Below are 25,782 nucleotides of genomic sequence, written 5' to 3'. Positions count from 1 at the left end.
GTTTATAGGGGAGTAGAAGAACATACGTCCGAGACACAGGGCAAGATCCCGCGCAGTTGTAAAGATCCCCTTTTGTGACCCCACGTCGCCGGGGCTTCATGACTTCCAGTCAGTGATGGTGCTCTGCGGGAGGACGGATGGGGCATTTGAGAACGAAGCCGGTACGGACTGATGCCCGCACCGGCTTTGTTAGTATGTGGTGCCAGAGAGTAAGCCCCCGTTTACGATCTAGCGCCTAGAGCTATTTGTTTCTTAGTTGAGCCCGCGGCGTTCGAGGAGTGCCTCGGCGCGGGGCTCGCGGCCACGTACCGCCTTGAACGATTCCAAGGGGTCGCGGGAACCGCCGCGTGACATGAGTTCGTTGCGGAGAATGTCACCGGCTTCGCGATTGAGCCCACCATCATTCTTCGCTGCTTCTGTTCCGAACCACTGCTCAATGTCGGCGACAAGAACCTCTGCCCACATGTACGAGTAGTAGCCAGCATCGTAGCCACCCGAGAAGGTGTGGCTGAAGTAGGTGCTCCGGTAGCGGGGCGGAACCAGGTCGTGGTGCACGGCAAGTTCCTCCAGCGCCCTCTCCTCGAAAGTCTCAATCTCGTCAACAGTTGGTACTTTGTCCGCGGTGAGGCGGTGCCATGCCTGGTCGAGAAGGGCCGATGCGAGGAACTCGGTCGTGGCGAAGCCCTGACCGAAGGTCTTCGAAGCAGAGAGCTTCTGGGCCAGATTTGCAGGCAGGGGCGCACCGGTCTCGTGATGAACGGCGTACTGTGCGAGAACGGCGGGATGGTAGGACCACATCTCGTTGAGCTGACTGGGAAGCTCAACGAAGTCGCGAGGAACGGACGTTCCGGCGGTCGACACGTAGTGGGTGTCGGACAGGAGACCGTGGAGGGCGTGGCCGAACTCGTGGAAGACAGTTTCAACCTGATCCCAGGTGAGGAGCAGATCCTGTCCCTCGGCAGGCTCATCGAAGTTCGAGTTGTTCATGATGACAGGCTTGGTGCCGGCACGGCGCGACTGAGAAACAATCGAATGCATCCACGCCCCGCCGTTCTTGCCGGGACGGTTGTAGAAGTCCGCCTGGAATAGACCGATCGCTTCGCCGGACTCATCGAACACTTCCCAGGTTTGGATGGAGTCGACGTAACCCGCAATGTCGGGGCGGGGCGTGAACGTCAGGCCGAACAGTTTCTCCGCCGCGTAGAAGATGCCCTTCTCGACAACGTTGCTGAGAGCCAGGTATGGCTTCAGAGCAGCATCGTCGACGGCGACCTGCCCGCGGAGCTTCTCCTGGTAGTAGGTGAGGTCGCCAGCATGGAGGCCGTCCCCCGCCTCGTCGGCTTCGGCGAGCGGCCTTAATTCGTCTACTTCGCGGTCCACTGCGGCAACCGCCTTTGCGGCCACGGTGGTCAGCAGGTTGATGATGGCCTGCGACTCCTTTGCCATGCCGCGCTGGGCAACAACCTCCGAGTGGTGCGGCATGCCAAGCAGAGCGGCCTTGCGGGCGCGCAGGGTGGCGATCTCGATGACGATTTGGCGAGTATCTGACGACTCGCGGGCACCAAGGCCGCGGCTCGTTGACGCCGCCAGAAGCGCGCGTCGGGTTTCGGGCTTGGTCAGCTGCGCCTGAAGCGGCTGGTTCGTGAAGTTAAGGAGTGGCAGGGAGTATGTGCCGTCGTCTTGCTGGTAGGAGGCAATCTGCTCCTCGGATAGCCCGGCAAGGTCCGCGCGATCGGTCACGGTCAGCGCATTGTCCCTCATGGCCTTAACGGCCCGCTGGCCAAAGTGAATGTTGAGCTCGGAAAGCTTGGCATCGATTTCCTTGAGAATCTCCTGGTCCTCGGGGGATAGGTCGATGCCGTTCAGGCGGAACTTCTTGAGAATGTCGGAAACAAAGTAGGTTGTCTCCTCGTCAGCGTTGCTCAGATCGATGGTGTTGAAGCGATCGAACAGTCTACGGTCGAGCCAGAAGGCGTTCTCGTGTGCGGAAAGTTCCGGGCCGATCTCTGCCTGGATGGCGTCGAGCTCATCGCCACCAACGGACGAGAAGAGGGTGAAGGCCGGGGAGAGAACTCGTTCGAGTTCTTCAGCTGACTCATCGAAGGGAACCACGGTGTTCTCGACCGTGGCGGGTTCGGTATTCGTCGCAATCTCGTCCCACACCATTCGCTCAGCAGCCATTGCTTGGCGGGCGGCAGGCAGAATGTGCTCGCGCTTAATCGTGGCCCAGTCCGGCACGCCGTAGGGAAGAGTGGATGTGCTCAAAAGAGGATTCGTCATATCCCGATGCTAATGGAGACCGCATATCCACGCGCAGTCGGTACGCCCGCGGCGTGACAGGCCGGAGAAACTTTAAGGTCTTAGCCGCATGGCTTCGCCTCGTGTTATTGCGTTGCCCGGTGTTTTTGCATCGCCCCATCCGGTCGCCTTGCCCAGCCGCCCTGTTGCTTTCTCTTGGTTAGGGGAGGGGGACGTGCGTCGTTAGTGCGCGAGCGGAGGGTTGTTCTTCTTTGCGGCGTGTAGCCCGCCAAGGAAAGGAACCCTGCGTGCCGTTGACGGTGCTGCATCAATATCCTCGGCAAGCTTCGATGCTCGTTCGGTCCCCCTATCCCGCAGGGTTGACGAGATCTTGGCGCGTTCGCCCGGTAGGCGGTTCTGGGACAGCTTGGCTTTACCTTCGATCCGGTCGATCGTCATCGACATGCCAACGATGGCTTTGGAGGCGCGCTCCAGGTACTTCTCCTCGAGGTTCTCCGCCTCCTCTTTATCCCACAGTGCCGTGAGCTCAACGGCGGCTTCCCGGACCCATTCCCGATCGTCGAGAACGGTGACTTCGCCGTGGATAACGACCTGCGTGTAATCCCATGTTGAGGCAACGGAAACTCCTTCCGGCAGGTCGTAGTCGCGGGAGGTGATGTAGTCGTGTGCCCCGGTGAAGATCATAGCGGCGGGACGCGGGAAGTCGGAGCTCTTCCAGTGATCGTTGAACCGAGCCATGTGCATGATCAGGTTGTCCCGCGGAACACGATCGGCATAACAGTCGCATCAATCGTTCCGTCGGCTCTGGCAGTGACGAGCGTTCCCGCTCCCTGTTCCTTCACGAACTCCAAGGCTGGCTCCCGGTCGAGAGTGAAGTAGTGGGGATTCATTGGGGCTCCTCATGGTCGATGAATTCCCACCAGTCTAGGTGCGAACTGCGCAAGGAGACAGTTGCGGGCAAGAAAAACGCCGCGGCCCAGCGCAAAAGAAAGACAGCGTCATCCCGGTCAGAGACTGAGGGTGGTGGCGCTGGGTGAACGAGACGGTTGCGCAGTGCGGTCGATGTCCTGTCAGGTGCCTGGCAAAGCACGTCAGGGAAGGCGGGATCATCACGAATAATGATAGAGTGATAAACGTTCTCATTAGTAGAGTGGTTGGCCTGTTGCCTGTCACTGTGATGCGTGGCGGGTTGATTGATTCCAGATTGGGTAATGCCTAGGTTGGAGTGAGGATTGGCCCGCCACGTGGGTCGTAGGAATGGCGCACCCTCCCTGCCCTGCATCGAGCTTTTGGGTTCCGATGAGTCGGCGGGCCGGGAGCGCCCGGAGCCAAACTGTCGCAGCGTTCGGCGGGGAGGGTGCTGGATGGGATGTCGGATTGAATTCCGGTGATCTCTCAAGGAGCTTGTTTGTGAAGCAGAAGAAAACTCCGATTATTTCGGAGCGAGGCCAACGGGCCGTCATGGTCGTGGCGGGGCTCCGGCTCCTGTCGGCGATCCTCACCGCGGCGGCCCTTATCCTTCTTGGATCGGCCGTCGGAGACGCTCTCGTTGGTAACGAGATTCCCTCCGGAACCTGGATTGGTGCGCTTGTTCTCGGGCTCCTGGCGGGTGTTTGCGCTGTCCTTGAGGCCGATTGCGCGGGCCGTGAGGCGCGGGCTGAGGAGCGGCGGATCCGTAGCGGTCTCCTGGCGACCGTATTCCGTCAATCCGAGCTGCCGAAGAATGCCACCCATGAGTTCACGTCGGGCCGTCTCATTGGGATGATGACGGACAGTGCCGAACGGGTGACTGAATACCGGCAGGTCTACTTTGGTTCAACGATCGCCGCTTTCAGCATTCCGATTCTCACCCTCGGCTACGTTGCCATCGCCATCGACCCCATCATTGGCCTGGGCGGACTGATCGTGTGCCCACTCATTCCTCTGATTGTCATGGGTTTCCTCAAACTGTTCCGCAAGGTGTCGAGCAACTCTCGTGCTGAGCGCGCCCGGCTCACCAGCAACTATCTTGATGCGATCCGCAATCTTGTGACGATCAGGATCTTTGGAGCCGGTCCCCGGATTGAGAAAAAGCTTCGGGACAATGGTGAAGCGAACCGCGGTGCGATCATGAAGCTGCTGGCCGGCAACCAGATTGTCATCATCGTCATTGACGGTATCGCCTCCCTTCTTCTGATCTGCTGGATCGTTTTCCTTACGGCAACGCGAATGAATGTCGGTGCGATCGATGGGGGAGAGGCTGTCACAGTCATTCTTCTCCTCACTCTCCTTTTGGAGCCTCTTGGCCAGGTCGCAGGCTTCTTCTACATCGGCATGGGTGGTATGGCATCCGAACGAGCTATCCGCCGCTACCTTGACTCTCAGCCCGCCGCGCCGAAGCGAGTCGGAGACGCAACAGCAGATATATCGGAGTCTGCTTTCGCAATCGACCTGTCAGGGGTCCGCTACGATTACGGTCGCGGCGAGGTCCTTCACGGAATTGACCTGACCTTGCCGAGGGGAGAAACCGCCGCAATTATCGGCCCTTCGGGTTCCGGCAAGTCCACACTCCTGTCGCTGCTCAAGGGCGCTCTCCCACCCCAGGACGGCACCATCTTCGTTGGCGGCAGAGACCTTTCGGCGCTGACTGCGTCGGAGACAAGGTCACTTACCGCCGGAGTTTCCCAGAGCACCTGGATGTTCACGGGAACAATCGCCGACAACCTCCGCATCGGCAAACCCGATGCGTCGGAGGAGGAGATGTGGGAAGCCCTGAAACGGGCGAATGTTGAGCAGGACGTGAAGTACATGCCGCAAGGACTGCTCACCAAAGTCGGTGAGCGTGCCTCCATGCTGTCCGGCGGCCAAGCCCAGCGCCTGTCGCTCGCCCGCGCCCTGCTGTCAGGCAGGAACATCCTTCTTCTCGACGAACCCACCTCTCATGTGGACATGGAATCGGAAGCCAAGATTATTGATGCGATCGATGACCTGCGCGGTCAGCTCAGCATTCTCATCATCACCCACCGCCCCTCGATGCTCCGGCTTGCGGACAGCGTGTGGGAAATGTCAGACGGCACGCTAGCCAAGGTCAGCGAGGTGGCCCGATGAAACGGAGCGCAAACATCCCCACCAGCAAGATGGGTACAGAGAATGACAACGTCACAGCAAGAGATACTGACAAGATGGTAACTCGCGTGACTGCTGAGACGGCCGCGGAGAGGCCGTCGACTTGGAAGGTCCTGTCGTGGCTCACGTCGATTACGAAGCCCGTGCACGGGCCACTCTATGTCTCCACCCTTTTCCGCATCATCAAGCAGGCCCTGGAACTCCTGATCTTTGGGATCGCGGGATGGGCGATCGTTTCGGCCGCGGTTGATGGTCGCAGCGTTGTTCCGTCACTTGTCCTTCTTATTGTGCTTGCCCTCGGCAAGGCAACCTTCTACTACCTCGAGCAGTTCACCGGCCACTACGTGGCCTTCAAGGCGCTCGAGATTCTCCGCGGCCACGCCTTCTCGGTCCTGTGGCCAAAGGCCCCGAGCATTGTTACCCGCAGTAGGTCGGGTGACGTCCTGACGTCGCTCACAAAGGATGTTGACCGCATCGAAGTGGTCTACGCCCACACCTTCGCCCCGGTCGTCTCGGCCTTTGTCGTTCCGATCTCGACACTGCTCGTCACCGGCGCCCTGGTCGGATGGGAGATCGTGGCAATCCCAGCCGTCTGCCTTGCCATCTCCCTCCTCGTTGTTCCCCTGATCGGAACGAAGAGCGCGATGACACATGCGGACGGGGTGCTCGCGGCTCGCGGTGACCTCAGTGCCCACGTCACCGACTCCGTCTTCGGAGTCGAAGAAGTCGTTGGCTACGGACGCGAGAAGGAACGCTTTGAGGAGATGGATCGGATTGGTGAAACGATCTCGACGAAGTCTCGGTCGGCCGCGCGCTCCGCGGGAATCCGCCGTGGCCTCAACTCCTTCCTGTCGATCATCGTCACCGTCTCAATTCTCGCAGTCGGCTTGGCGGGGAATTACTCGATTGCGGTTGTCTGTGCACTAGCCGTCGGCTCGATTCGCTTCCTTGAAGGCCCGCGCGGGATCGAGGAGGCCGTCGGTTCTCTCGACCGGTCACTCGCCGCCGCCCACCGGCTCTACCGGATCTGCCACGAGCCCCAGCGCGTCGCTGACGGCAACGATGAGCTACCGCTCGATAGGGCACCCGCACTGTCATGGGAAGGTGTCACCTACCGTTATCCGGGGACAGCGGCGAGGCTGATGAGAACGTGCCCCCGGCACTCGACAACATCACCATCGAAGCCCCCGCCGGCAAACGTACCGTCCTGCTCGGCCCCTCCGGATCCGGCAAGACCACAACGGTTCAGCTTCTCCTTCGCTTCGACGATCCAGAACAGGGTGATATCCGTGTCGACGGTACGTCGATCAATTCCCTCACCACGGACTCGCTGCGCTCGCGGATTGCCCTGGTTTCGCAGAAGAACCAGATGTTGGACTCGACGATTATCGAGAACGTTCGCCTCGGTCATCCCGATGCGACAGAAGAGCAGGTCTGGGAGGCCCTAAAGGTTGCCCGGGTCGATGAGGAAGTGAAGGCCATGCCTGCCGGGCTGAAAACCCGCGTTGGCCAGGATGGATCGAAGCTGTCGGGCGGTCAGGGCCAGCGAATCTGCCTGGCACGCGCCCTCCTTACTGAACCCTCGGTCCTAATCCTCGATGAGTTCACGGCAAACCTCAACGCGTCCCTGGAGAAAGAAATCCGGGACGGCCTGGCAGCTACCTTCGGGCACCTCACCATCGTTGAGGTCACCCACCGAGAAGAAGCTGCGGCAGAAGCCGATCATGCGGTTCTCTTCCACCGCGGCAAGGTCGCAGCGTCCGGTAAGCCCGAGCACGTGCTTGAGGCGCGCAGAACACTGTTCGGCGGGCCCGCCAACTCGTAGTACACCGTGGGGTTGCGCCGGTGCTTGACCGTGGGATCGCGCCGGGATTTCGAGCAACTTGCCTATCGGACGCTGTGGCACATGCAAGTGTGGGGCGGATCGGAATGTTCCGATCCGCCCCACAACTCTCTTGCTGGTTGACCTGTGTTTCGTAACCTATGCTTCGAACACCCAGTCGGTGATTTCTGGCATGTCCTCCAGGTGCTCAACCTTGTATTCGTGGTGACGGTCAAGCTGCTTGGTGCACCAGCGCTTCAGGTCGGCGGCGCCCCTGACGGTCCGCTTCGTGTTGTTGAGGGCGTCGATGACGAGCGAGTAGCGGTCGATGCCGTTGCGGACCACCATGTCGAACGGCGTGGTGGTCGTGCCTTCCTCGCGGAAGCCACGAACGTGGAACCGGTCGACGTCGGGACGGCCGTGAACCAGCTGGTGGATCACCCCGGCATAGCCGTGGAAGCAGAACAGAACATCCTGGGTGTTCGTGAACATTTCTGCGAAGTCCTGGTCGGTCATGCCGGTGGGGTGGTCCTTCGGGCGGGACAGGGTCTGTAGGCGAACGACGTTGACGACCCTAATTTTCAGCGAGGGTAGCTGTTGGCGGAGGATCTGGGCTGCCGCAACCGCTTCCATGGTGACGACGTCACCGGCGCACGCAATGACGATGTCGGGATCTTCGCCCGATTCCGGGTCCTCATTTCCGGCCCAGTCCCAGATGCCGAAGCCCTTGCGGCAGTGCGCTTCTGCTTCGTCCGGGGTGAGCCACTGGAACTGCGGCTGCTTGTCCTGGACGATAACGTTCACGCGGTTCTTCGTGTCGTGCGTATATGCGGAAACCTCGAGGAGGCAGTTCGCATCCGGTGGCAGGTAGGTGCGGACGATGTTTCCTCGCATGTTGACGATCGTAGAGAGGACGCCGGGTCCCTGGTGGGAGAAACCGTTGTGGTCGTTCCTCCAGCACGTCGATGACAGGAGAATGTTGAACGAGGGAACCGGTACTCGCCAGTCCAGTTCGATGGCCTCTTCCAGCCATTTTGTGTGCTGAACGGTCTGGGAGACCGACACCATGCCGAATGCTTCGTAGGAGGCGAAGAGCCCGTGGCGTCCCGTCAGGTTGTAGCCCTCCAGCCAACCGTGGGTCAGGTGCTCGGACAGAACTTCCATGACCCGCCCGTCCGGTGACAGCTTTTCGTCATCGTCGGTGACCGCTTCCATTGTCATCCGGTCCGAAGCATTGAAGACCGCGCCAAGCCGGTTCGAGTTTGTTTCGTCCGGGCAGAACAGTCGGAACGTTTCGGGGTTGCGGCGGTAGATCTCCTCAAGGAACTCGCCGAGCTTGCGGGTCGATTCGGCGCGGAACGTGCCGCGCTCTGCCGGGGCGAAGTCGATGGTGAAGTCCCGCCAGTTCGGCATGTCGAGAGCTCTGTACTCCCCTCCGCCATTACCTGCCGGGTGGGCCGACATGCGTAGATCGCCTTCCGGATTGATTGACCGCACAATATCCGTCGGCATACCCGACTCGTCAAAGAGCTCTTCGGGGCGGTACGACTTCATCCAGTCTTCCAGGATCTTTAAGTGGTCCGGATTTTCCCGGACACCCGATAGGGGTACCTGGTGGGAACGCCATGTTCCCGCTACTTGGACGCCGTCAACGACGTCCGGCCCCGTCCACCCCTTCGGGGAGCGAAGGATGATCATGGGCCAGCGGGGGCGCTCTCCCGCAACGACGCCGTTCGTGCGAGCGTCGTCCTGGATTTCCTTGATCCGTTCGTACGCTGTTCCAAGGGTTTCGGCAAAGCGGTAGTGCATGCCGGGGAGGTCATCGCCTTCGACTTCGAGAACCTCGTAGCCGTGGCCCTCGTACAGCTTGCGGACCTCCTCGGGGTCCTTGCGGCCCTGCACCGTGGGGGAGGCAATCTTCGCGCCGTTCAGGTGCAGAACCGGGAGGACTGCACCGTCGCGCGCAGGGTTGAGGAACGAGATGCTCTTCCAGGAACCTTCGAGAGGTCCGGTCTCGGCCTCACCGTCACCGACAACGCTGAGTGCGATGAGATCGGGGTTATCGAAAACGGCTCCGAAGGCGTGAACGAGAGCGTAGCCGAGCTCGCCACCCTCGTTGATGGAACCGGGGGTGGTGACCGAAGCATGGGAAGGGATGCCACCGGGTGCTGAGAACTGGCGGAACAGTGTCTCGAGTCCGGGGGTGTCCTGCGTGACGTGCGGGAAGGACTCGGTGTACGTGTTCTCCAGGTACGTGGCTGCCACAATCGCGGGCCCGCCGTGCCCCGGCCCCGTAATATAAATCATTTCCTGCCCGGTCTTCTGAATGAGGCGGGAGGCGTGGGCGTAGATCAGGGATAGGCCTGGGGAGGTGCCCCAGTGGCCAAGAAGCCTGGGCTTAATGTCGGATGCCTCAAGGGGCTCGCGTAGGAGCGGATTGGACTTGAGGTAGATCTGGCCAACGGTCAAATAATTGTTGGCCCGCCACCAGGCGTCCACGGCGCGAACCTCCTCGTCACTCGGGTTCTTGAGAGAGGTGATGATGTCGGACATGGTGTTGGTCCTTAATGGTCGACGGCAATGTGCTGGTCGTGATTTGTTGTCTAGCTGTCGCTTTCTAGCTGGCTGTCCCGTCATCCGGTTCGGCGGGTTCGCGAACTGTGATCTGACTCTCTTGGAATCTACCGACATGGCGCGCACTTCTCAACGATTTTCTCGACCGGTATCAGGTAATTGTCATAGTTCGACGAGATGTCGGGGCAGGTTGGTGGTTGGTGGTTTGTGGTTGGTGGGGCCGAGTTCGTGAGTGCAGAGAGCCGCAATATCGCCTCGGTGGAAGGGCGGAATTGTCGGGTGCGGGATACATCGGGGGGACTACGTGTCGCAAAATGCAGGGAACCAGGCGTCGAACACGTGGTGTGTGCGGGAGCGCTGTGCGACGGGGCGTGTGGCGTGTGGGAGCTCGTCGGTGGTGATGTCGGGGCGCTGTCTCGCCTCGTGGCCGCTTCTGTCCCAATTCGTGGGATCGGTCGTAAGGTAATCGGAAGAGTGAGGACAAGGAGTTTCAATGCCACAGCTGCGTTCGGCCACGTCAACCCAGGGACGTAACTTTGCCGGTGCAAGAGCCCTTTGGCGGGCTACCGGTATGGGAGACGGTGACTTCGGTAAACCGATTATTGCGGTTGCCAACTCGTTCACCCAGTTTGTTCCCGGCCACGTTCACCTGAAGGACATGGGCCAGCTCGTGATTTCCGCAATTGAGGAAGCGGGCGGTGTTGGCAAGGAATTCAATACAATTGCCGTGGATGACGGCATTGCTATGGGGCATGACGGCATGCTCTACTCGCTACCGTCCCGCGAGATTATCGCGGATTCCGTTGAGTACATGGTGAACGCCCACACGGCAGATGCTCTTGTCTGCATCTCGAACTGCGACAAGATCACCCCCGGGATGCTCATGGCCGCCATGAGGCTTAACATTCCCGTCATCTTCGTGTCCGGTGGGCCCATGGAAGCGGGCAAGGCCGTCGACGGTGTTATTGACCATCCCGTGAACCTCATCGACGCCATGACCGGCGCAGCTGACGAGTCGATCAGCGATGAGCAACTGTCCGAAATCGAATCGGCCGCGTGCCCGACGTGCGGTTCATGTTCCGGCATGTTCACCGCGAACTCCATGAACTGCCTGACCGAGGCCCTTGGCCTGTCCCTTCCCGGCAACGGCTCGACGCTGGCCACCCACGTGGCACGCAAGGAGCTCTTCCTTGGGGCGGGCCGTCGCATCGTCGACCTGGCTCGCCGCTACTACGAGGAGGACGACGAGTCGGTCCTGCCCCGCAACATTGCCACCCGCGATGCGTTCTTTAACGCGATGACGATGGACGTGGCAATGGGTGGCTCGACCAACACGATCCTCCATATCCTTGCCACCGCAATCGAGGGAGAGGTCGACTTCAACCTCGATGACATCGACGCGATCTCCCGCCAGGTTCCCTGCGTCTCCAAGGTTGCCCCCAACCACCCGGTGTTCCACATGGAAGACGTTCACCGCGCCGGCGGCATCCCCGCGATCCTCGGTGAGCTCTACCGAGCAGGTCTCCTCAAGGACTCCGTCCATTCGGTCCACTCCGATGACCTGAAGTCCTGGCTGGAGAAGTGGGACGTGCGCGGCCCCGCGCCGTCACCCGAAGCGGTCCAGCTGTTCAAGGCCGCCCCCGGTGGCGTCCGCACGACGAGGGCTTTCTCCCAAGCGAATGAATGGGAAGAGCTCGACACGGACGGCGAGAACGGCTGCATCCGTTCCGTCGAGAACGCCTACACGGAAGATGGTGGTCTTGCCGTCCTCAAGGGCAACATCGCCGAAGAAGGCGCAGTCATTAAGACCGCCGGAATCGACGAAGAGCTCTTCCACTTCGAAGGCAGGGCACGGGTCGTTGACTCCCAGGAGGACGCCATCAACCTGATCCTCTCCAAGTCCGTTGTTCCCGGCGACGTTGTTGTCATCCGGTATGAGGGCCCCAAGGGCGGGCCGGGCATGCAGGAGATGCTGTACCCGACGTCCTTCCTCAAGGGACTGGGACTTGGCAAGGACTGCGCACTGATCACCGACGGCAGGTTCTCCGGAGGCACGTCCGGTATCTCCATCGGCCACATCTCACCCGAGGCCGCCGCAGGCGGCGCCATCGGACTTATCGAAGAGGGTGACCGCATTGTCCTCGACGTGCCCTCCCGCAAACTCGAGCTACTCGTCGACGACGAAACCCTGGCCGAGCGCCGCGCCGCCAAGGGATCCACCCCGTGGAAGCCCGCCGCTGAGCGCCCCCGCAAGGTCTCCAAGGCGCTCAAGGCCTACGCGATGCTGGCACGCTCAGCCACCTACGGAGGAGTGCGTTCACTCGACGACTAGCAGATGTGGGCTCGGCTGACCGCTCACGGACGCTGCCAACGAGGTTCCGAACAACGCCGCCCGTAGCGATTAGCGCAGTATTCTGAGACGCGGCCCACAAAGCGCAAAATATGACGGTAAGCGGGAGGTGCAACTAACATCTCCCGCTTCGTCGTGCCGGGACTCATTGCCCATCAATTCGGACAAAACCCGGGCCATACTTATTGATGGAACTATTCAATAACAGATGCGTGGACAGCGATCCATGACAGAGGAGTGTCCGGGTGGCATGAACAGTGTGTTGAACTACTTGGCCGAACAACCGATCTTGACGGTTTTCTTGATTATCGGCATAGGAATGGCCCTCGGCCGAATCAAAGTTAAGGGAGTGAGCCTCGGTGCGGCTGCCGTCCTGTTCTTCGCGATCGCCCTCGCAGCATGGGGTAATGCGGTCGGCGTCGAGATCACAATCCCGCACTACATTGGCACCCTCGGGCTCGTCCTGTTCGCCTTCTCCATCGGCAACAACGCCGGCGGCACGTTCTTCAAGTCCCTGAAACAGGCAACCGGCCCCATCATCACGATGGTGGTCCTCTTCATCGTCGCAGCCGTTGCCGCCTACCTTGTCGGTAGCTACGTGTTCGACATGGACATCGCACTCATCGCCGGTACCTTCTCCGGCGCCGTCACGAACACGCCCGCGCTCGCGGCCGCCGGTGAATCCTCCGGTGATCCCGGGACCGCAACCGTGGGCTACGCAGTCGCCTACCTGTTCGGCGTCATCGGCATGATCATTGCGGCGCAGATGGCATTGCGGAAAGCGCACCTCGACACCGATGCCCCGTCGCCCGTCACCCACCAGAACGTCCGCGTGGACCGTGAAGACGGCCCGACCGTTGGTGGCATCATGAAGTCCCTCGGCTCCGCAATCGAATTCTCCCGCATCCGCCGCGGCGAACAGGGCCCCATCTGGATCCCCAGCTCCAGCGAGGTCCTCCAGCGGGGCGACCTTGTCACCATCGTCGGTGAAGATGCCGATGTTGAACAGGTTGTTGGCGAACTTGGCCACCGCTCCTCCCACTCGCTACGCTCCGACCGTCGCATGCTCGATTTCCGCCGGATCACCGTGTCCGAGCCCAGCCTCGTTGGCCTCACCGTCCGCGAACTCGACGAAGTTCTCGCAGAGCGCTGGGGAGCAAAGATCTCCCGCGTCCGCAGGGCCGATCAGGACATGCTTGCAATCCCGAATCTCATGGTGGAAATGGGAGACCGCGTCCGCGTTGTCGGCCCGACCATGAAGCTGAAGGAAATCTCCAAGTGGCTCGGCGACTCCTCGAAGGGCCTCACCGACATCAACCCCGTGGCGCTCGGTCTGGGCCTCGCCCTTGGCCTGTTCGTTGGCTCCATTGAAATCCCGATGCCCGGTGGCGGTAGCTTCTCCCTCGGTGGCGCCGCCGGCGTTCTCCTCGTTGGACTGGTCATGGGCCGTCTTGGTCGTGTCGGCAAGGTCGTCACCGCCCTGCCGAACACCGCGAACCTCGTCATGTCGGAACTCGGCCTCCTCCTTTTCCTCGCGCAGGCAGGTTGCAACGCCGGTGGCCAGATCGGACTCGCCTTCTCCGGTGATGCCTGGTGGAAGATCCTCCTGCTCGGAGTTCTTGTCACCTCGATCATGGGAGTCGGCCTCTACTTGACCATGCGCCATATCTTCCATATGGGTGGAACGAGGCTGTCTGGCCTGCTCGCAGGCTCGCAGACCCAGCCGGCCGTCCTCGCATTCGCGAACGGCCGTACGGGATCAGACCCCCGCGTTGCCCTCGGGTATGCACTTGTCTACCCGGTCGCGATGATCGCCAAGATCCTCGTCGCCCACTTCCTTGGCGGTATGTAAGCGCCACAAGCCACGCTTCGTGGCATACTGCAACAGTGCTCCCCGGAATCCGAACGTGACAGGACGTTCGAGTCCCGGGGAGCACGCTTATGTCCGCATGTCCCTATTCCCACAAGTTCTCAATGTCAGTGAGGGTTTCTATCCGTGAATACCCCGTCCGCTATGTCGAACCGGGTGCGGGCCAGCGTTTTCGCTTCCCGGACATCCGCGCGGTTCCCCCAACGATAGAGACCGGGCAGCTCGACCAGCCCCCGTTGCTATTGGGCAGGTACCTGCGGGGCAGAGACGGGGATGGGGGATAGGTGGTGGCTACGCCAGGGGAGTGCAGGTAGGTGCGGAGAACGGCTGCTTCTTGATAATTGGACGCCCGCTTCGCGCACGCGGGAGAGCGTTTACTCTCGGCGGGGGAGGGTGCAGTATTTCCGTGGAATTAGTGAATATAAGCCAAAAAGTAGGACTTTTGCCCCGAGAAGGTATGTCTCATTGGCTGACATTGCGAACCAATATGTGAGATCAAGTGACTCTGGCTTGCTTGTCCCGGGCGGGTCAGGCTAATGTCTGAGTTATGGAAATGAAGCTTGTAGTTACCTGGCGCGCCACACCGGTCCGCTAAGGAAGTGTTGCGCGCCCCCTGTTCCGAAGCAGGGGGCTTTTTCATTGCCATACCGATCCACGTCTAGGAGGAACCATGGGGAAACCAGCATCCCCGGCAACACTCGCTGAAGCGAGTGCGCTGAAGGCGCAGGGCGACGGTGTTATCCGAGAGAAGTCAACCGGTGCCCGGTCAATTATTCGTTCTCTCGAGGAGCTGGGCGTAGATACGGTCTTCGGTCTCCCCGGCGGTGCCATCCTCCCCACCTACGATCCGCTCATGGATTCCACCTCGCTACGGCACATCCTGGTGCGTCACGAGCAGGGCGCAGGACATGCGGCTGAGGGCTACGCACATGCCACCGGCAAGGTCGGTGTCTGCATTGCTACCTCTGGTCCGGGTGCGACCAACCTGACAACTGCCGTTCTGGATGCCTACATGGACTCGGTTCCGATGCTGGCAATCACCGGCCAGGTTGGTGCGGCACTGATTGGCACGGATGCTTTCCAGGAGGCCGACATTGTCGGCATCACCATGCCGATCACGAAGCACTCGTTCCTCGTCACAGACGCGAAGGACATCCCGGCACGCATTGCCGAGGCTTACGAGCTTGCCCAGACCGGACGACCCGGCCCTGTCATCGTCGACATCGCCAAGTCCGCCCAGAACGCCGAATGCGACTTCGTGTGGCCCCCGGTCCGCGACCTTCCCGGATATCGACCGGTAACCCGTCCGAACGCCCGTCAGGTGCGGGAAGCGGCCCGCCTTGTTGCCACGGCCGAGCGCCCCGTGTTCTACGTGGGCGGCGGCGTGATCCGTGCCGGAGCAGCCGAGGAACTCCGCGAACTTGTCAAGCTCACCGGCATCCCCGCCGTCACGACGCTCAACGCGATCGGCTCGCTGTCGGTCGAGGACCCGCACAACCTGGGCATGCCCGGTATGCATGGCACGGTTGCCGCGGTGGATGCACTGCAGCGCTCCGACCTCCTTATTGCTCTCGGTGCGCGATTTGATGATCGCGTGACCGGTAACCTCGATTCGTTCGCCCCCCACGCGAAGGTTATCCACGCCGACATTGACCCGGCCGAGATCGGGAAGAACCGGCACGCGGACGTTCCGATCGTTGGTGACGTCAAGGAGACGATCGCCGAGCTGATCGAGGAACTGCCCGCCGCCTACCGCCAGTACGACAAGCGCGATATTTCGGCTTGGTGGAAGCGCCTGAACCGCATGCGGGAAACGTATCCGCTGGGGTGGACGCCGACGGAGGATGGGGAGATGGCTCCCCAGTACGTTCTCGAGCAGCTTGCCGAGATTGTTGGCCCCGACGCCATCTACGTTGCCGGCGTTGGTCAGCACCAGATGTGGGCATCCCAGTTCCTGAAGTTCGAGAATCCGCGTACGTGGATCAACTCGGGCGGTGCGGGCACGATGGGCCTCGCCATCCCCGCTGCTATGGGAGCCAAGGTTGCCGCACCCGATAAGGCGGTGTGGGCGATCGACGGCGACGGCTGTTTCCAGATGACAAATCAGGAGCTCGCCACCTGCGTTATCAACGACATCCCGATCAAGGTCGCAATCATCAACAACTCCTCGCTCGGCATGGTCCGTCAGTGGCAGACGCTGTTCTATAATGCTCGCTACTCGAACACGGATCTCGACACGGGTAGCGGCACGAGGAACGTTCCGGACTTCGTGAAGCTTGCAGACGCTTACGGCTGCGTGGGTCTGCGTTGTGACAAGCCCGAGGATGTTGCTGACACGATCCGTCAGGCCATGGAAATCAACGACCGCCCGGTCGTTATCGACTTCCAGGTCTCCGCAGATGCCATGGTGTGGCCAATGGTGGCCGCAGGTGTCTCGAACGATGAAATCCAGTACGCCCGCGATCTTGCCCCGAACTGGGACGACGAAGAATAGAAGGAACAATGAATACCCGACACACCCTTTCCGTCCTCGTCGAGAACAAGCCTGGCGTGCTCACCCGAGTCACCGCACTGTTCGCGCGCCGCGCGTTCAACATCCACTCGGTGGCGGTTGGCCCGACCGAGGATCCCGAGATTTCGCGGATCACGCTCGTTGTTGACGCGGCCGAGGCTCCGCTGGAACAGGTGACGAAGCAGCTGAACAAGCTCGTTAACGTCATCAAGATCGTTGCCCTGGAGGCTGACACTTCGGTGCAGCGCGAACTCCTGCTCGTCAAGGTCTCCGCAACCGACGAGACACGGACCGCTGTCCTCCAACTTGTTGAACTCTTCCGTGCCCACGTTGTTGACGTCGTCACTGATACGGTGACGATCGAGGCAACGGGCTCCGCGGGGAAGGTGCAGGCGCTCCTGACAGCGCTTGCTCCCTACGGAATTAAAGAAATTGTCCAATCGGGCGCCGTCGCGATATCTCGCGGCTCGCGCTCCCTATCCGAACGAGTGAGTGCAGAACGTGCACTCCGCCGCGCCTGATAACACAAGGAGAATCACTGTGGCAGATATTTACTATGACGATGATGCCGACCTGTCGCTCATCCAGTCGAAGAAGGTCGCCGTTATCGGCTACGGCTCGCAGGGACACGCCCACGCGCTGAACCTCCGCGATTCGGGCGTCGACGTCGTTGTTGGCCTCCGCGAAGGCTCATCCTCCGTTGCTAAGGCACAGGAGCAGGGCCTGGCAGTTGCCTCGATCGAGGACGCTGTGAAGGACGCCGACGTGGTCATGATCCTCGCACCGGACCAGCACCAGCGCACCATCTACTCGGAGCAGATCGAGCCGAACCTCAAGGAAGGCGCAGCACTCTTCTTCGCCCACGGCTTCAACATCCGCTACGGCTACATCAAGCCGTCCGCCGATCACGACGTCTGCATGGTTGCCCCGAAGGGCCCGGGCCACACGGTCCGCCGCCAGTACGCCGAAGGACGCGGTGTCCCGGACATCGTCGCCATCGAACAGGATGCTTCTGGCCAGGCCTGGGACCTTGCACTCTCGTACGCGAAGGCGATCGGCGGAACCCGCGCCGGCGTTATCAAGACGACCTTCACGGAAGAGACCGAAACGGATCTCTTCGGTGAGCAGGCAGTCCTCTGCGGCGGCGTTTCGCAACTCATCCAGTACGGTTTCGAGACCCTGACCGAAGCTGGCTACCAGCCCGAGATCGCCTACTTCGAGGTTCTCCACGAGCTCAAGCTCATCGTTGACCTCATCAACGAAGGTGGCCTCACGAAGCAGCGCTGGTCGATTTCCGACACGGCAGAGTATGGCGACTACGTGTCCGGCCCCCGAGTGATCTCCCCGAACGTCAAGGAGAACATGAAGGAAGTCCTCGCGGACGTGCAGTCCGGCGCATTCGCCGAACGCTTCATCTCCGACCAGGACAAGGGCGGACCGGAGTTCCAGGAACTCCGCAAGCGCGGCGAAGACCATGAAATTGAGAAGGTCGGCGTCGAACTCCGCAAGATGTTCTCGTGGAAGTCCGTTGACGAGGACTACGAAGACGGCCACGCAGCCAGGTAGTTGACATGGGGTACCCCGGCATGCGCCGGGGTACCCCATCCCACCGCTAGAAACGTCCCACCGCTAAGAACGTCTCGCAGTTAAAGCTCAAATGACCGAACAGCGCGCGGGGATTGACCCAAAGCGCACAGCGACCCACGGGGCAGAGCTCCCTACAAGGGATGACAACCGCAACGGCGGCACGGCTTTTGCAGGGGATAGCCGGCACCGATATTGCAGTTGCTGGCCACTCGTGGCAGGACTGTCTCGGCGCAGATGAAGACGCGAGACTGAGATGGGTACCCGGAAGATGGAACGCCGGGAATCTACTTAATTCTTAACGGGGGCGGGTTCCACACGCGCTCCCGAATGGTGAAATTTGCATTTCAGAATGTGGACCAAGGGCTAGGATGAGGACATGAACCGAACGATTAAGCTTGCTGTAATTCCGGGAGACGGGATTGGCCCCGAAGTCGTTGCCGAGGGCCTCAAGGCCATGAATGCGGCACTGCGCGATTCGGGCGTCACCGTCGAAGAAACTGTCTTCGATCTGGGTGCCGACCGCTGGCACCGCACGGGCGAGGTCCTGCCCGATGATGAGTTCGAGCAGATTTCCACCCACGACGCGATTCTTCTTGGCGCCGTTGGTGACCCGTCGCTTCCCTCGGGAATCCTTGAGCGCGGCCTCCTTCTCAAGCTGCGGTTCGCCCTTGATCACTACGTGAACCTTCGCCCCTCCAAGTACTACCGCGGCGTCCCCACGCCGCTTGCCAATCCCGGCGACATCGACTTCGTCGTCGTCCGGGAGGGCACCGAGGGCCTCTACGCAGGCAACGGCGGCGTGGTCCGCCAGGACACCCCGCACGAGATCGCGACCGAGGTCTCGATCAACACCGCCTACGGTGTCGAGCGCGTCGTCCGCTATGCCTTCGGCCTTGCGACTCAGCGCGACAACCGCCTCACCCTCGTCCACAAGCACAACGTTCTCGTGAATGCCGGGCATCTCTGGCGCCGCACCGTTGAGCGTGTTGGCCAGGAATTCCCGGACGTTACGACGGACTACCTGCACGTCGACGCCGCAACGATCTTCCTCGTTACCGATCCGGCTCGCTTTGACGTCATCGTCACCGACAACCTGTTCGGAGACATTCTCACCGATGAGGCGGGCGCTATCACCGGCGGTATCGGCCTGGCTGCCTCGGGCAACGTCAATCCCGACGGCGCTTTCCCCTCGATGTTCGAGCCCGTCCACGGCTCCGCTCCCGACATTGCCGGTCAGCAGAAGGCCGATCCGATCGCCACGATCTCGTCCGTTGCTCTCATGCTTGAGCACCTGGGCCTTGTTGACGAGGCAAAGAAGATCCGGGTCGCCGTCGATGCTGACATGGAGGAGAGGGCGGATGCTGCCGAGGCGGGCACGCCTCTTGTCCGCACCACGAGCGAGATCGGCGATGCTGTCGTCGCACGGATTTAGGAAGGCCAGAACATGACAGAAACTCTTTCTGAACTAGAGCAGGCCGCCGCCCTGCCGCTACCGACCGCCGATGAGGTTGCTGGCGCCTGGGACCTGCACCCGAAGAAGCATCCGGCGACCCGTGAACAGCGGGAAGCGATCTTCAACCGGCTGAGCTTTGGCGTGGACTACACGGACCACATGGCTCACGCGGTCTACGACGAGGGCAAGGGTTGGCACTCGAAGGTTATCGAGCCCTACGGCCCCCTCACGCTCGACCCTGCGGCCGCGGTCTTCCACTATGGCCAGGAGATCTTCGAGGGCCTCAAGGCATACCGTCATGATGACGGTTCGATTTGGTCGTTTAGGCCTGGCTACAACGCGGCACGGCTTAACGCCTCGGCCCGTCGCCTGGCGATCCCGGAGCTTCCCGTCGAGGATTTCCTTGCCTCAATCGTTGGTCTGGTCCGTGCGGATGCTGACTGGGTTCCTTCGGTTCCCGGGTCCTCGCTTTACCTGCGCCCGTTTATCATTGCTACCGAGCCCTTCCTTGGAGTGCGTTCTGCTCGCCGGCTCGACTACCTCTGCATCGCATCCCCCTCGGGACCGTACTTCGTGAACGGCTTCCAGCCGATTTCCGTCTGGGTGTCCCCGGACTACCACCGGGCGGGCCCGGGTGGAACCGGGGCAGCGAAGTGCGGCGGCAACTATGCGTCGTCGCTCGTTCCGAAGCTCGCGGCCCACGAGGAGGGCTTCGACGAAGTCTGCTTCCTCGATGCTGCGACGAACACGAACGTCGATGAACTGGGCGGCATGAACGTCTTCGTTGTCTACGAGGACGGCTCGGTCTCCACCCCGGTTCTTACAGGGAACATCCTCGAGGGTGGCACCCGCGGTGCGATCCTTCAGATCCTGCGCGACCGCGGAAACGTTGTCCGGGAAGAAACGATCCCGCTTCAGTCCCTTATTGCGGACATCGAGTCTGGCAAGGTCGCCGAGGTCTTTGCTTGCGGCACCGCCGCAGTCGTGACACCGATCGGCAGGATCGCGGGCGAGGGCTTCGATGTATCCGTGACCGGCGGGGATGTCACCAAGTCGATATACGACCAGGTGACGTCGATTCAGCTCGGCCACGCACCGGATCCATACAACTGGACCTACCAGCTGTCAGCATGAGCGACAACCTCGTCGTATACGACACGACGCTACGGGATGGGGCGCAGCAGGAGGGCATGAACCTGTCGGTTGCCGACAAGGTGACTCTCCTGCCGCTCCTCGAGTCCTACGGCGCCGACATCATCGAAGGCGGATGGCCGGGGGCGATCCCGCGGGACACCGAGTTCTTCGCCGTACTCAAAGACTCGAACCCGCTGACGAGCGCGAAGCTTGCTGCCTTCGGTGCAACGAGAAAAGCGCACGTGGCCGTCCAGGACGATCCGCAGGTTGCGGCTCTTCTCGATTCGGGCGCCCCGATCATCACGCTTGTCGCCAAGTCGGATGCTCGGCACGTGGAGCTCGCGCTACGCACCACGGAAGAAGAAAACCTTGCGATGGTCACCGACACCGTCGAGTACCTGACCGACCAGGGCCGTGAGGTCATGGTCGACCTGGAACACTTCTTCGACGGAGCGGCTGACAGCGGGGACTATACATTCTCCGTTGCAGTCGCGGCCGCGAAGGCAGGCGCCTCGACCATCATTCCATGCGACACGAACGGTGGGGCACTGCCGCACCAGATCCTGACCCTCGTGAGCGAACTGAAGGCACGCCTTGCGGAAGAAGGCCTCGAGCCGCGCCTCGGCATTCATGCCCACAACGACGGCGAGATGGCGGTGGCGAACACGCTCGTTGCGGTCACGGCTGGCGCCTCTCATATCCAGGGCACAGTCAATGGCTACGGCGAACGCACCGGCAATGCCAACATTCTGACGGCTGTTGCCAATCTTCAGCTCAAAATGGGTAAGGGCGTTGTCACGGCCGAGCAACTTGCCGAGCAGACACGTGTCTCTCATGCGGTTGCCGAACTCGTCAACATTGCCCCTACGGTCGTCAGCCCTACACGGGAATCTCGGCCTTCGCCCACAAGGCGGGGCTCCACGCATCCGCGATCCGCGTGGACGCGGACCTTTACCAGCACATCGATCCCGCACTTGTCGGTAATGACATGAGAATGATCGTGTCGGATATGGCGGGACGGGCCTCGATAGAGCTCAAGGCCCGTGAGGTTGGACTTGACCTGTCGAACAGGCCCGATGTTCTGGCCGAAGTTACCTCCCGCATCAAGGCCGCCGAAGCCCAGGGCTACACGTACGACGCGACGGATGCGTCCGTTGAACTGCTGATTCGCGAAATCATTGATGGCTCACGCCTGTCCTACTTTGATATTGAGTCGTGGACAACCCACCTCTCTGGAAGCATCGACAGGTCCAACGGGGCCGAAGCGGTCGTCAAACTCTCCACCGGCATGGGGCGCTCCCTGACGGTCGGTGAAGGAGTCGGACCGGTTGACGCTCTCGACCACGCGTTGCGCTCTGCCCTTGTCCCGGTTTATCCGGAACTGGACAGTTGCGAGCTCACGGACTTCAAGGTCCGTATCCTCGACGGCTCCGCAGCCACCCGGGCAACCACCCGAGTCATCGTGTCCATGGCCTCACCTGCCGGGGTCTGGGCAACGGTCGGTGTCGGCAAGGACGTTGTCGAGGCCTCCTGGGAAGCCCTCACCGATGGCTACATCTACGGCCTATTTAAGGCTGGGGTGGCGCCACTGTAGTGAGCGCCTCTCGAGCAAACACCTCTGGAGAGCAACGCAAAGCTCGAGGCCAGAGAATAGGGAAGTCGGTGGGGAAGAAGCATCAGTGTTTCTTCCCCACTTCCGTCTTCCCAGTTTCCTTACGCCTTGTCCCGTTCCCCGAAGACCTGACGGCCAACGCGAATGATAGTGGAGCCCTCGTCGACCGCAATCCGCCAATCTCCACTCATTCCCATGGACAGCTCCGTACAGGAGTCGTGACCATCGGCCCGCAGGGACTCGGACAGTTCACGGGTGAGCGCGAATGACGTGTGGATCTGTGTCTCGTTGTCCGTATTGGCTCCGATTGTCATGAGGCCCGTCAAGGTGAGGCGGGGGAGCGAGCGAATCAGGTCGGCGAGTTCTTTGGCATCCTCTGGGTCGATTCCGAACTGGGATTCCGCACCCGCCGAGTTCACCTGAATAAACACGTTCCGGTCGACGCCGAGATCATCGCTCACCGTTGAGAGGCGGCGGGCGGTCTTGGCGGAGTCGACTGTCTCGATTGTGTGAGCGTGCCGCAGGGCTGCCCGTGCCTTGTTGGACTGGACGTGCCCGATCACGTGGGTTTCATGCTCCGGTGCCCCAAGCTCTGCGAGGGCCTCTTCGGTGGCGGTGAGCTGCTGGATGATGTTGTGGCCAAGCAGTGTTGCGCCCGCTTGGAGCGCTTCCATGATCTTCTCAGCCGGCTGATGCTTCGCCGCAAGCAGGACACGAACGTCCCGGCCCGCCGAGGCTTCGTTAACCTCTGCCGTGAGTTGTTGGTAACGCTCGCTGATCATTGCTCTCCTTCTAGACAACGTCTCCTATTCTAACGAGAGAAGCGATCAGGCGATCTGCGGCGGTGCTTTCGTCAAGATCAACGATGGCAACGAACTCCGTGTCACGCGACTCCTCACCATCGTCAATCACCTGGTGAACGATCCACATCTTCTTTGCGCCAGCCTCTTGCGCCGCTTCCTCGCTGAGGCCGGCGTCAACAAAGTCGGCTACCCCGGGGGATTCGTTGAACCGCAGGAAGCTTGCAGAGCGGGAGCCGGTATCGGTTCCCAGCCACTCGTGATCGGCGTAGTAGTCGTCCAGGAACTTATCCCACGTATCGCCGTCGATCTTCTCGGCCGGCGCCACCGTGGCCGGGAGGGAGAGGCACTCCAGCTTGTCGATGTCTTCATCGGCGGCCGCCTCAACGAAGCGCCACATCCAGTTCCGCACGATCGTACGGAAGGCATGGAGGTTGGCGGTGATCGGGACGGTGCCGTCTTCGCGTGCCCCGAAGGCACGTTCGGTGCCGCCCTGCGGAATCTTGGTGTGCGCCATGATTTCGGCATCGTCGATCATGCCGTCGGCAAGCGCCTCCCATTCGGCAATGAGAGAGGAGTCGACCGAACGAACGAGTTCGCCCAGCCAGTCGATGATGTCTTGCAGGTCATCCGTTAGCGCATCCTCCGGGATAATCTGACGCAGAGCCTTGTACGTGTCGGTCAGGTACCGCAGGACAACGCCCTCGCTGCGGGCGGCGTCGTTTTTCGAAATGAGTTCGGAGAACGTCATCGAGTGTTCGATCATGTCGCGCACAACGGACTTCGGGGAGAGCTCAAAGTCGGAAACCCACGGATTCGTTTGACGATAGGTTTCGAGAGCGGGGTCGAGAAGGTCGGCCAGCGGGCGAGGCCACGTGATCTCATCGAGTCTCGCCATCCGCTCGTTGTATTCCAGCCCCTCGGCCTTCATGGAAGCCATGGCCACGTCCCGCTCGTGGCGCCGTTGGGCAACGAGTATTGGTCGGGGGTCTTCCTGCACCGATTCGACGATCGATACGGCATCAAGTGCGTACGTGGGTGACTCCATGTCCAGCAATTCGAGTGCCGCGAGAGCAAACGGGGAGAGCGGGGCATTTAGCGCAAAGTCGTCCGGGACCTCCCGAGCCAGCTCAATGGCGGGCTTATCAGGGTTGGCTTCTCGCCAGTCCCGGTCGTGGTGAACGATAACGCCGGCGGCGCGCAAGGAAACGTAGATATCGATGGCCCGGCGCAGCAGAGGGTTGGATGCTCTTCTCGGCTCGTAGTTGTCTGTAAGAAGCCGGTAGACGGTTTTTACCGGGTCTCCGGCCCTTGCCAGGATCTGGAGCATCATCGCGTGCGTGATCTGCATGCGGGACTCGAGAGTCTCGGGAGCGGCAGAGATAAGGCGTTCAAAGGTGGACCGGGTCCAGTTGACCTGCCCCTCCGGGGGCTTCTTCTTCTGGAACTTCTTCTTCCGTTCCGCGGCCTTTGCTTCCGCCTTGGCGTTCTCAATCTCATGCTCGGGTGCTTGGACAACAACCTCGCCGGTGGTATCAAAGCCAGCCCGGCCCGCTCGGCCTGCGATCTGGTGGAACTCGCGTGCCGTGAGCTGGCGCTGCTTCTCACCGTCGAACTTCGCAAGGCTCGTGAGCAATACCGTTCGGATTGGAACGTTGATGCCAACTCCGAGGGTGTCGGTTCCGCAGATAACTCTCAGAAGGCCATGCTGGGCAAGCCTTTCTACGAGACGGCGATAGCGGGGGAGCATACCGGCGTGGTGTACACCGATTCCCGCTCGGAGCAATTTGGACAGGACGGCGCCGAAACCCGGGCCGAACCGGAAGTCCCCGATCTCCTCGGCAATCTCTGTCTTCTGTTCCTTCGTCGATAGGGCAACCGACTGAAGCTCGGTTGCTGCGGAGACCGCGGCAAGCTGAGAGAAGTGGACGATATAGACGGGGGAGCGGTGTGTGGAAACGAGTTCCTTGATCGTCTCGGACACCGTCTCCAGGGAATAGTTATAGCTGAGCGGAACCGGACGTTCTGCGTTGTCGATGATCGACACCTGACGGTCCGTCCGTTTCTCAAGATCTTCAACGAAGTGCGAGGTGTCGCCCAGGGTTGCCGACAGGAGAATGTGCTGGGTGTTTGTGAGCTCGAGAAGTGGGACCTGCCATGCCCATCCGCGGTCCGGCTCGGAGAAGAAATGGAACTCGTCGGAGATCACGACGCCAGCATCGGCGCCCTTGCCCTCCCGCAGAGCGACGTTTGCAAGGATCTCCGCCGTGCAACAAATGATTGGCGCATCAGCGTTGATTGTGGAATCGCCCGTCACCATGCCGACGTTCGCGGCTCCGAATAGTCCGATAAGGTCAAAGAACTTCTCCGAGACCAGGGCTTTAAGGGGAGCGGTGTAGTAACCGCTGCGACCCTCCGACAGGGCAACAAACAACGCTGCCATCGCAATCATTGATTTGCCGGAGCCCGTGGGGGTGGAAACAATGAGGTGATCCCCATCCAGCGCCGCCATAAGCGCCTCGTCCTGGTGCGGATAGAGATCCTTGCCCGTTGATTCGACCCAGGCATGGAAGACGTCGTAGACATCATCCGCCGGAGGATTTTCTCCAAAGCGGTCGGCAAGTTCATCCAGGGCGTCATTGAGCGGGGCAGGCGAAGCAGTCACCCCATCAGACTGCCACATGAGTCGGGATAGAACTGCCAT

16 protein-coding genes and 2 pseudogenes are annotated in these 25,782 nt (G+C 61.0%); 12 read left to right on the top strand and 6 right to left on the bottom strand.

Going from position 1 to position 25,782, the window contains the following annotated elements; all coding sequences use genetic code 11:
• Positions 1 to 252: 252 nt before the first annotated feature.
• From EJ997_RS06550 to EJ997_RS06540, 3 genes are all read right to left on the bottom strand, one after another.
• On the bottom strand, positions 253 to 2,280 hold the full coding sequence (locus EJ997_RS06550; protein WP_126703851.1) for a M3 family metallopeptidase: 2,028 nt from the start codon (positions 2,278 to 2,280) through the stop codon (positions 253 to 255).
• Positions 2,281 to 2,481: 201 nt separating this feature from the next.
• The gene (locus tag EJ997_RS06545) at positions 2,482 to 2,997 is read right to left on the bottom strand and encodes an FMN-binding negative transcriptional regulator (RefSeq protein WP_164719852.1); all 516 of its coding nucleotides are present in this window, start codon (positions 2,995 to 2,997) and stop codon (positions 2,482 to 2,484) included.
• An 8-nt stretch (positions 2,998 to 3,005) separates the two neighbouring features.
• The gene (locus EJ997_RS06540) at positions 3,006 to 3,149 is read right to left on the bottom strand and encodes a PNPOx family protein (RefSeq protein WP_126703849.1); all 144 of its coding nucleotides are present in this window, start codon (positions 3,147 to 3,149) and stop codon (positions 3,006 to 3,008) included.
• Positions 3,150 to 3,669: 520 nt separating this feature from the next.
• Here EJ997_RS06540 and EJ997_RS06535 point away from each other — a divergent pair.
• The 3 genes and pseudogenes from EJ997_RS06535 (at position 3,670) to EJ997_RS13440 (ending at position 7,189) form a co-directional block, all read left to right on the top strand.
• Positions 3,670 to 5,346, top strand: coding sequence for an ABC transporter ATP-binding protein/permease (locus EJ997_RS06535; protein WP_126703848.1), 1,677 nt, complete (start codon positions 3,670 to 3,672; stop codon positions 5,344 to 5,346).
• A pseudogene (locus EJ997_RS13445) lies at positions 5,343 to 6,194 on the top strand (ABC transporter transmembrane domain-containing protein); the annotation flags it as partial. The gene EJ997_RS06535 and the pseudogene EJ997_RS13445, both read left to right, overlap by 4 nt.
• Before the next feature lie 266 nt (positions 6,195 to 6,460).
• The gene (locus tag EJ997_RS13440; RefSeq protein WP_126703846.1) at positions 6,461 to 7,189 is read left to right on the top strand and encodes an ATP-binding cassette domain-containing protein; all 729 of its coding nucleotides are present in this window, start codon (positions 6,461 to 6,463) and stop codon (positions 7,187 to 7,189) included.
• 156 nt (positions 7,190 to 7,345) lie between these two features.
• Here EJ997_RS13440 and EJ997_RS06520 read toward each other — a convergent pair whose 3' ends face one another.
• Positions 7,346 to 9,739 (bottom strand): phosphoketolase family protein, encoded by a 2,394-nt coding sequence (locus EJ997_RS06520; RefSeq protein ID WP_126703845.1) that lies wholly within the window; start codon positions 9,737 to 9,739, stop codon positions 7,346 to 7,348.
• 514 nt (positions 9,740 to 10,253) lie between these two features.
• On the opposite strand from EJ997_RS06520, the gene ilvD reads away from it, so the two are divergent.
• The 9 genes and pseudogenes from ilvD (at position 10,254) to EJ997_RS13960 (ending at position 22,260) form a co-directional block, all read left to right on the top strand.
• A complete protein-coding gene (gene ilvD / locus EJ997_RS06515; protein WP_126703844.1) occupies positions 10,254 to 12,092 on the top strand; it encodes a dihydroxy-acid dehydratase in 1,839 nt (612 codons plus the stop codon).
• Between the two features lie 268 nt (positions 12,093 to 12,360).
• Complete coding sequence (locus EJ997_RS06510; RefSeq protein ID WP_126703843.1) at positions 12,361 to 13,962, top strand: aspartate:alanine exchanger family transporter; 1,602 nt, start codon at positions 12,361 to 12,363, stop codon at positions 13,960 to 13,962.
• 688 nt (positions 13,963 to 14,650) lie between these two features.
• Positions 14,651 to 16,474, top strand: coding sequence for an acetolactate synthase large subunit (locus EJ997_RS06505; protein WP_126703842.1), 1,824 nt, complete (start codon positions 14,651 to 14,653; stop codon positions 16,472 to 16,474).
• Between the two features lie 8 nt (positions 16,475 to 16,482).
• Positions 16,483 to 17,013: an acetolactate synthase small subunit gene (ilvN, locus tag EJ997_RS06500; protein WP_126703841.1), complete on the top strand. Its 531-nt coding sequence runs from the start codon at positions 16,483 to 16,485 to the stop codon at positions 17,011 to 17,013.
• Positions 17,014 to 17,032: 19 nt separating this feature from the next.
• Complete coding sequence (gene ilvC, locus EJ997_RS06495; protein WP_126703840.1) at positions 17,033 to 18,058, top strand: ketol-acid reductoisomerase; 1,026 nt, start codon at positions 17,033 to 17,035, stop codon at positions 18,056 to 18,058.
• Between the two features lie 397 nt (positions 18,059 to 18,455).
• Positions 18,456 to 19,511, top strand: a complete 1,056-nt coding sequence (locus tag EJ997_RS06490) for a 3-isopropylmalate dehydrogenase (RefSeq protein WP_126703839.1) — start codon at positions 18,456 to 18,458, stop codon at positions 19,509 to 19,511.
• A 12-nt stretch (positions 19,512 to 19,523) separates the two neighbouring features.
• Entirely contained in the window at positions 19,524 to 20,666 is a 1,143-nt protein-coding gene (locus EJ997_RS06485) for a branched-chain amino acid aminotransferase (RefSeq protein WP_126703838.1), read from the top strand.
• Positions 20,663 to 21,412, top strand: a pseudogene (locus tag EJ997_RS13965) (citramalate synthase); the annotation flags it as partial. The gene EJ997_RS06485 and the pseudogene EJ997_RS13965, both read left to right, overlap by 4 nt.
• A gap of 191 nt (positions 21,413 to 21,603) precedes the next feature.
• The gene (locus EJ997_RS13960; protein WP_323052597.1) at positions 21,604 to 22,260 is read left to right on the top strand and encodes an alpha-isopropylmalate synthase regulatory domain-containing protein; all 657 of its coding nucleotides are present in this window, start codon (positions 21,604 to 21,606) and stop codon (positions 22,258 to 22,260) included.
• Between the two features lie 119 nt (positions 22,261 to 22,379).
• On the opposite strand, the gene EJ997_RS06475 is transcribed toward EJ997_RS13960, so the two are convergent.
• Positions 22,380 to 23,060, bottom strand: a complete 681-nt coding sequence (locus EJ997_RS06475) for a YggS family pyridoxal phosphate-dependent enzyme (protein WP_126703837.1) — start codon at positions 23,058 to 23,060, stop codon at positions 22,380 to 22,382.
• A gap of 10 nt (positions 23,061 to 23,070) precedes the next feature.
• Complete coding sequence (locus tag EJ997_RS06470; protein WP_126704975.1) at positions 23,071 to 25,761, bottom strand: DEAD/DEAH box helicase; 2,691 nt, start codon at positions 25,759 to 25,761, stop codon at positions 23,071 to 23,073.
• Positions 25,762 to 25,782: the final 21 nt, after the last annotated feature.

The sequence above is a fragment of the Flaviflexus ciconiae genome (genome assembly GCF_003971195.1).
In the GTDB taxonomy this organism is placed as follows: Bacteria; Actinomycetota; Actinomycetes; order Actinomycetales; family Actinomycetaceae; genus Flaviflexus; species Flaviflexus ciconiae.
The sequence above is the reverse complement of the archived record's forward strand: the minus strand, read 5'-3'. Positions and strand labels throughout refer to the sequence as shown.